Source organism: Brevibacterium sp. ZH18, assembly GCF_022748595.1.
Lineage (GTDB): Bacteria > Actinomycetota > Actinomycetes > Actinomycetales > Brevibacteriaceae > Brevibacterium.
The window spans coordinates 1-7,821 of the sequence record NZ_JALDSX010000077.1 but is presented as its reverse complement, the minus strand read 5'-3'; the positions used below and the strand labels follow the sequence as shown (position 1 = coordinate 7,821).

General features: G+C 64.5%; 7 protein-coding genes. 4 read left to right on the top strand and 3 right to left on the bottom strand.

The genetic code is table 11. The features are described 5' to 3' along the window. Nucleotides 1-43: 43 nt before the first annotated feature. Both MPN20_RS16660 and MPN20_RS17590 read right to left on the bottom strand, forming a co-directional pair. Complete coding sequence (locus MPN20_RS16660; protein WP_242783946.1) at nucleotides 44-442, bottom strand: DUF664 domain-containing protein; 399 nt, start codon at nucleotides 440-442, stop codon at nucleotides 44-46. Between the two features lie 24 nt (nucleotides 443-466). After that, the gene (locus tag MPN20_RS17590) at nucleotides 467-640 is read right to left on the bottom strand and encodes a DUF664 domain-containing protein (RefSeq protein ID WP_242783944.1); all 174 of its coding nucleotides are present in this window, start codon (nucleotides 638-640) and stop codon (nucleotides 467-469) included. A 76-nt stretch (nucleotides 641-716) separates the two neighbouring features. Between MPN20_RS17590 and MPN20_RS16650 the strand changes: the two genes are divergently transcribed. Together MPN20_RS16650 and MPN20_RS16645 are read left to right on the top strand one after the other, a co-directional pair. Beyond that, the gene (locus tag MPN20_RS16650; protein ID WP_242783942.1) at nucleotides 717-1,874 is read left to right on the top strand and encodes a YafY family protein; all 1,158 of its coding nucleotides are present in this window, start codon (nucleotides 717-719) and stop codon (nucleotides 1,872-1,874) included. An 80-nt stretch (nucleotides 1,875-1,954) separates the two neighbouring features. Then, a complete protein-coding gene (locus MPN20_RS16645; protein ID WP_242783940.1) occupies nucleotides 1,955-2,344 on the top strand; it encodes a universal stress protein in 390 nt (129 codons plus the stop codon). A gap of 38 nt (nucleotides 2,345-2,382) precedes the next feature. On the opposite strand, the gene MPN20_RS16640 is transcribed toward MPN20_RS16645, so the two are convergent. Next, on the bottom strand, nucleotides 2,383-5,472 hold the full coding sequence (locus MPN20_RS16640) for an FAD-binding and (Fe-S)-binding domain-containing protein (RefSeq protein ID WP_242783939.1): 3,090 nt from the start codon (nucleotides 5,470-5,472) through the stop codon (nucleotides 2,383-2,385). Nucleotides 5,473-5,894: 422 nt separating this feature from the next. On the opposite strand from MPN20_RS16640, the gene MPN20_RS16635 reads away from it, so the two are divergent. Both MPN20_RS16635 and MPN20_RS16630 read left to right on the top strand, forming a co-directional pair. Continuing rightward, nucleotides 5,895-6,074, top strand: a complete 180-nt coding sequence (locus MPN20_RS16635) for a hypothetical protein (RefSeq protein ID WP_242783938.1) — start codon at nucleotides 5,895-5,897, stop codon at nucleotides 6,072-6,074. 426 nt (nucleotides 6,075-6,500) lie between these two features. Further along, on the top strand, nucleotides 6,501-7,616 hold the full coding sequence (locus tag MPN20_RS16630; protein WP_242783937.1) for an inositol monophosphatase family protein: 1,116 nt from the start codon (nucleotides 6,501-6,503) through the stop codon (nucleotides 7,614-7,616). The last annotated feature ends 205 nt before the right edge of the window (nucleotides 7,617-7,821 follow it).

Genomic DNA, 7,821 nt, shown 5'->3' with positions numbered 1-7,821 from the left:
GGTTGCTGCCCGACATTCGGGTATCTTTATGCTCCGCGGCGCGTCAGCTCCAGCCCTCGGGTGGCCAGGGCTGTCCGTCGGCCTGGGCGTTGAGCTGATAGGCGATCGCCCCGTCGATGGACTCACGGATGATGTCCGCATGACCCGCATGGCGAGCAATCTCGGTGCTGAGGTTAGCCAGGATCCAGCGGACATTCATCACGAAGTCCTTGGGCATCCACGGATTGGAAGGCATCGGCACAATGGCGCCCAGGTCGGTTCCGTTGTCCTCGACTGACTTGCGGGCGGCCGCGATTTGGGCGGTGGCCGTCTCGAAGATCACGACCACCTCGGCGATGTCGAGGTTCGGAAGCGCCGAGCCGTCGAACATCCCGTCGAGACCGATGTCATCGTTGAACTGCGGATATTCCGCTTCAGCGATGCGCCGAGTCGGTTCCTTCACCTGCTGCAGCCAGCCGTTGATGACCTACGCCGCATGTGCCAGAAGCCCCGAGATGCTCATTGCGCTCGCGGTCGGAGTGCTCCGAGCCTGCTCGTCGGTGAGTCCGAGCGCAGTGACCTTCAGCTGGGTGCACTGCTGTTCGAGGAAGCTGAAGGCGGCATCGGCCTCTGTTGTGACGGATGGGGCGAAGAAGGGCATGGTCTCTCCTGAATGTGATCGATTGGATGTACCGAGCATCCACTTAAATGCGGTCATATACTGTCCGCAATGAGCATTGACTGCAGAGAAGGCCGGCCGCGATGAGAACTGTTGGACGATGACTGCTGATTCCCGACTGCTGTCCCTGCTGGGCATGCTTGCCGCGGGACGGACGTACACGGCCTCTGAGCTGGCTGCGCATTTCGGCGTCACGCCGCGGTCGATTCGCCGAGACATGGCGAGCCTTCGCGGGCTGGGCTACTTCATCGAATCGCTTCCGGGCGTTGCCGGCGGCTACCGCGCGGAGTCGCGGACGGTGCTGCCGCCGCTGCAGCTGCAGACGGGGGAGGCCATCGCCACAGCGGTCGGACTGGCGCTCCTCAACGGTGCCGGGCTGAGCACGTCGGATGCGGAATCGGCCACGGCGAAGCTCCGGGGGATGCTTCCGCCGACTGTCCGCGAATCCGTCGGCGAGATCAGCACGGCGGTGACCGTGCTTGCCGGTCACGAACCCGGGGTCGACATCTCCGTGGTCATCACCACGGCCTCGGCGATCGCTTCGTCGGTTGTGCTCACCTTCGACTACACAAAGAGGAGACGACAGGATCTGGCCGGTCGTGCCACGGCCGATCGTCGGTCCTCGGCGCCCAGCGTGCGTGCCTCGACATCGAGACGCAGGGTCGAGCCCGTGCGACTCGTCGTCTTCGGTGCTCATTGGTACCTCTATGCGTGGGATCTCGATCGCGCCGATTGGCGCGTCTTCCGCCTCGACCGGATGTGTTCGGTCCATGCGACGACGTTCGGGTTCTCATTCAGAGAGCATCCCGACGCCGAGGCGGCCGTGAGTTCCGCCGTCACCACCGCTGCGTACCGGCACCGGGTGGTGCTGCACGTGGCCGCCTCGGTGGCCGAGGTCGAAGCCTGGTTCCCGACGAGGTCCGCGACGATCGTTGAGATGGGAGAGGCTGCCAGAGTCGAATTCGGCGCCGACGACCTGCGCTGGGCGGCGGTCATCACGGCCAGCACTCCTGTTGACGTTCGCGTCGTCGAACCGCCGGAACTCCTGGTCGAACTACGGGAGCTGGGAAAGCGTGCCAGCCGAGTGGGTGAGACCGGGGTGATGAGGAGCTCTGCTGGTGCGAGTGAGGTGACCGCGATTTCCACGGACACCACGGGCACTACCGGGGTGACGGCCGATTCTGCGCCCACGCTGGGCGACTCTGCGCCCGCATGAAGTGAGTGACGAGGATGGGAGATGGCGCTCAGATGATACCCGAATGAACGAATCCGGTGACTGACAATATACTGGGAGGCATGACGATTCTCATTGGCTACCTTCCTGCTCCTGAGGGTGAGGCGGCTCTGCGTGCGGGTTTCGCAGAAGCCAGACTTCGGTCGAGCAACGCTGTCGTGATCAATTCCCAGCGACGCGGTGCCAGTGGGACGCCGACCGAAATCGACCAGGATGAGATCGATCGCATCATCGACCTCGGTAAGGAGTCAGAGGTCGAGGTCGAGGTTCTCCAGCCCGATCACGAGGACGACCTGCCCGGAACCCTCAACGAGCTTGTGGCCGAACACGATGCCCAGCTCATCGTCATCGGTCTGCGCAAACGCTCGGCGATCGGCAAGTTCATCCTCGGCTCTCAAGCCCAGCGGATCCTGCTCGAAGCCGAAGTCCCAGTCCTCACCGCGAAGGCCTAAGGCGCTCGGTCTACCAGACGGGGCTGAGCCTCCACGGTCTACCTGCCGGGATTGAGTCCCCAACCCCAGGCGAGCAGCTCAGCCAGAGACACACCCTGCGCATCGCTGAGATCGGCGATCTGAGTCCGGCACGAATAGCCGTCGGCCAGAACGATCTTCGTCGTGGGGGCGGGATCAGCACCGACAGCCGCCCGGCCGGTATTCGTCGAACTCGATGCCTGCTTCCGCAGTGCGGGCAGCAGAGCAACCTCGGCGACCGCGACCGAAGTCTCGTAGTGTCCTTCTTCGACGCCGAAGTTTCCCGCCAGACCGCAGCACCCGCCCAAGAACGTCGTCGCCGCACCGGTTCTGGCCAGCAGTTCCTTATCGGCTGCCACTCCGAAGATTGCCGACTGATGGCAGTGCGGCTGGACGAGCGCCTCAACCCCGTCGAGAGACGGCAGCTCGGCGCCGATGCTCAGCAGATACTGCGCCAAGGTCTGCACTCGAGTGGCCACCCTGGCCGACGCCTCATCGGCGAGCAGTTTCTGCGAATCGTCCTTGAGCGTGGCCAGGCAGGAGGGCTCGACTCCGATGATCGGCGCATCGCCGGTCTCGTCGAGCGCGGAGATCGTCGCTCCCAGGTTCGCCCGTGCCGCATCCAGCTGACCGGTGGAGATCAGCGGCAGACCGCAGCACACCGTCTGATCGACCACGCGGACCGTGACCTCCGCACGCTCGAGAACGGCGACTGCCGCTGAGAGGATGCGCGGCGCGAAATGATTTGACCACGTATCAGCGAAGAGGACGACCTCGCGCGTGCGCACCCCTGAACCTGCGCGCACCCCTGAACCCGTCCGCTCGCCTGAACCCGTGCGAACCCCTGAACCTGTCCGCTCGCCGAGGCGGTCCGCCGTCCCAGCACCAGTGCCGGACCCCGCGGCACCGGACCCATCGTTGACGCGGTCCCCGGCCCCCGCCTCGGCGGTGGTGTTCCACCATTTCCGGAACGTCGTCGCCGCGAACTGCGGGATGGACCGGCGGACGTCGATTCCGGACATCTTCTTGGCCACGGTCGTCAGTCCGGGCAGCCCCGAGACCCGGTTGACCACGGGTGCCAGCGGGGTGATCAGTCGTGCGAGCTGCGGCAGGAACCCGAGCGAGTAGTGCTTCATCGGGCGCAGCTTGCCCTTGTACGACTGGTAGAGGACCTCAGCCTTGTACGTGGCCATGTCCGTGCCGGTCGGGCACTCGGTGGCGCAGGCCTTGCAGGACAGGCAGAGATCGAGGGCTTCGGCGACCTCGGGGGAATCCCACTTCGGCTCGAGCAGATCCCCGGACACCATCTCCTGGAGCACTCGGGCTCGGCCCCGGGTCGAATGCCTCTCATCGCGTGTGGCCTGGTAAGAGGGGCACATGGTCCCGCCCCCAGCCGCAGAGTCCGCGCGACACTTGCCGACACCCGTGCACCGATGGACCGCCGAGGCGAAGCCGTCGGACTCGTCCTCATAGGCCATCGCCAGGGTTCCGGGCAGGATCTGACGCAGCGGCAGCTGGGTCAGGCGCAGCGATTCGGTCAGTGAATCCGGGTCGACGATGACTCCGGGATTGAGCAGGTGCTGCGGGTCGAAGAGCTCCTTGACCGCCTTGAACAGGTCGATGACGTCGGGAGGATAGACGAGGCGCAGCAGCTCGGATCGGGCTCGACCGTCGCCGTGCTCGCCGGAGACCGAACCGCCGTAGCGAGCTACGAGCTTCGTCGCTGCGACCATGAACTCCCGCATGATCCGCGGACCCTCGGGGTCTTCGAGGGGGAAGTCCACGCGCATGTGCAGGCAGCCGTCCCCGAAGTGTCCGTAGGGAATGCCCCACAGCCCGTGCTCGGTGAGCAGTTCCATGAGATCGTGCAGATAGTCGCCGAGGTGCTCCACCGGAACCGCGGAATCCTCCCACCCGGCGTGGGCGTCACGACCATCGGGTGTGCGCGAGACCAGCCCCGCGCCGTCGGCGCGGATCGCCCACACCTCGGCGGCAGCCTGGGGGCCGAGCACCGCCGAATCCAGGGCATTGGACTCCCTGATCAGGCGCTTCGTCTCGTCGACCAGTTCGGCTTCATCCTCGCCGGTGAGCTCGACGACGAGCCAGCCGCCGCCCTTGGGTAGGTGGGGGACAGCATCGGCGCCCTTGGTGTCGATGACTCGGTCGAGCATGCGCGAGTCGAGGCCCTCACAGGCTGCGACCGGGAAGTCCTTCAGCAGGGGCGCATCATGTGCGGCGGCGACCATGTCCTCGTACCCGAGCACCACCGCCGAGGTGTGGGTGGGGTCCTTGACCAGGCGCATCTTCGCGGCGAGGACGATGCCCCACGTGCCCTCGGTCCCAGCAAAGGCCCGGCGCAGGTCGAAGTCGTTCTCCGGCAGCAGGGATTCCAGCCCATACCCGGAGACCTGCCGTGAGAAGGTCCCCAGATTCGTCCGGATGGTGCCCAGCTGCCCGGCGACGAGTTCATGCAGACGCGGGAACTGCTCGGACGCGTCGGTCTCATCGAGCGTGACGATGGTTCCGTCGACGAGCATGATGACCAGAGCGAGGATGTTGTCGCCGGTGCGCCCGTAGCCCAGAGCGCGTGGCCCGCAGGCGTTGTTGCCGATCATCCCGCCGATCGTGCAGCGGGTGTGAGTCGAGGGGTCGGGGCCGAAGCGCAGCCCGTGCGGTTTGGCCTGGGACTGCAGATGAGCGTGGATGCAGCCGGCCTCGACCCAGGCGGTCTCCGCTTCAGGGTCGAGGTCGATGACCGTGTTCATATGGCGGGAGAAGTCGATGATGATGCCCGTGCCGATCGCGTTGCCGGCGATCGAGGTGCCCGCACCTCGGCTGGTGATCGGGATGGACAGACGTCGGGCGATCGACAGTGTGCTCGAAACATCGGCCTCGTCGTGCGGGAAGACGATGGCCTGTGGGACCAAGCGGAAGAGTGAGGCGTCGGAGGAGTAGGCCGCACGGTCGGTGTCCTCCACGCTGAAGTCGCGGACGCCGGCGGCACGGAACTCGGCGGTGAGCATCGCTGCGGGGGAGTCCTCAGCCGAGGAGGACGTCGCTGTCCTCGCTGATGGTCTCGGTGCGCTGGAGCTGGGAGCCGAAATCGTCATGCCTGCATTCTGCCACTCGGGGAGCACATGGCGAGGCAATCCTGCGGAAAACAAGACGGAACAAGGCAGTCTGTCGTCGGCCTTGGGGAATCGGCAGTCAGAACGTCGGGAGAAACGTGGTTTTTGTCCGCACTGCACCTGAAGCCTCTGAAGTCCGGAAAACCATCGTTTCCGTTATCGATCTGTTACATAGAATGACCCGAATGGCAGTTTAGGTTCCATGATTCGGGAATAGTTGGCATACCGTCATATTCGTGGTATCTAATGGGACTACACCATTTTGTGGCAATGAGCCACACCTGTATGCAAGGGAAGAAACCATGTCGCGTCGAGCTCGTGAATTAACAGTCGATCAAACAGCCTTAGTTGGTGCGGTTCGCAAGGTTTCCCGGCAGCGCGCCAAAATCAATACCGATTACGTGATGGCGATTCTGCGGGCGCGTGAAGAGGGTGCGACTTTCGGTGCCATCGCCGAGGCGGCGGGAACCTCATCGCAGGCCGTGCAGGAGATCGTCCGGAGGCACGGACGGGTGCAGCGGCCCGAGGGCGGTTCGGCGTCCGTGCCCGCGAATGGCACCGTGGGCGCTGCGGCTGCTGTGTGATTTCAGTGTGATCGGGACCGTTTCCGCTCAGTGACCCAAAGGCGAGTCAATGAGCGGAAGCGGTCCCGTCTGCGTCGGCGTGACAGCAGCCGCTGACCGGCCATCGATTCGGCCCATTTGGTCTCTCTTTGGTAACAAGAATTCCTTATTGTTGAAATCCTGCGAGAAGCATGTATAAGTCATTCGGGGAAGATTGGCGTCTCTTTATATCGAGCTTGATTCTTCCTCATTTTCTGTTCTCTAAAGTCACTGCTCTCCAGGCTCGGAATTTCCCTGTTTCGAGCGCTCGTGATTGCCGTCGACTGCGTACGCGGTTGGTCTGATTCGCCGGCTTCGGGTGCCTTTGATACAAGAAGTACATACCTGCCCAGGTATTGCAGTGTTGTTACATGAGTCCAGTTGAGGCGGGCGGTCTAGAGTTGAAGTATGAGTTCTGAGACCGATCTTCTGCCCCACGACTTCCTGCCGGAGACCCTCGTCGATCTTCCGCTGATTCGAATCGCGGCTGACCTCTCCGCGATGGCGTGGAAGCAGATGATCGAGTGGCGCAGTTCGCTCGGTGCACACCTGGATGCGACGGTCGTGGACACGAAGACCTCGCCCAACGACCTCGTGACTCGTGCCGACGCACAGATCGAGTCTTTGGTGCGCGGATACCTCGCCAAGGTTCGCCCCGCTGATCAGATGGTCGGCGAGGAGGATGCTCCGGCGATCAACCCGGCCCAGTTCTTCGACGCTGAGTTCCTGCAGGGGCTCAACTGCTTCGATCCGTCGTCTGGGGACTTTGCCGAGGACAGCGATGAGGGTCCGCGGCTGGAGTGGCATGTCGACCCCATCGACGGGACCGTCAACTATGTCCGCAACATCGAGCACTACGCGTTCTCGGTTGGAGTCTGTGAAGCCGCCGGGGCCGCTTCCGGAGTGGACGAATCTCCTGCCGCGGACGGTTCGCCTGCTGCGGACGGTTTGTCTGCCGGCGGCAATGCGGCCTCGGTGGACGGCTCGCCCGGAGTCGGTGAAGGGCGCTGGCTCATCGGCCTCGTTGCGTCGCCGGGCCTCGGCGCTACCTGGTTGGCGGCCGCAGGCCAGGGGGCCTACCGAGTCGAAGGGCGACTCTCGGACCATGTTCCTGCGGCTGAGGCCGCATCGGTGGCCGAAGCCTCTCCGGCGGCTGAGGTCGCTTCGGCGAACGTCCCTGGACGACGTCTTCGCGGAACACCTGCTGGATTGTCGGGGAGACTCCTGGCGACCGGCTTCGCCTATGTCGGTGACAATCGAGAGCCGCAGCTGGCGAAGCTGCACGTCCTCATGGAGGGCTACGACGACATCCGGCGCTGCGGCTCGGCTGCGATCGATCTCTGCATGCTCGCCGAAGGTAAGGTCAACAGCTACGCCGAGCGGGGGATCGGCATCTACGACTACGCCGGCGGCGCGCTCGTCGCGGAAGAGGCCGGAGCGCACGTGCGCCGCGGCGGATCCGGCGGCGCGACGGCTGCTGCCGAGTCCGCACAGGAAGTCGAACGACTCATCCGCGTCATCTGACGCGAGCTCACGCTGACGCAAGCTCCCGCCGACGCGATGTCCCGCTGACGCGAGCTCACGCTGACGCAAGCTCCCGCCGACGCGATGTCCCGCTGACGCGAGCTCCCGCTGACGCCTGCTCCCGCTGACGCCTGCTCTGCTGGACGGCGATCGCTTCGGCATGCATCTGACATCGTTGTGGCTCCCGGCTCCTTGCTCCCGCCTC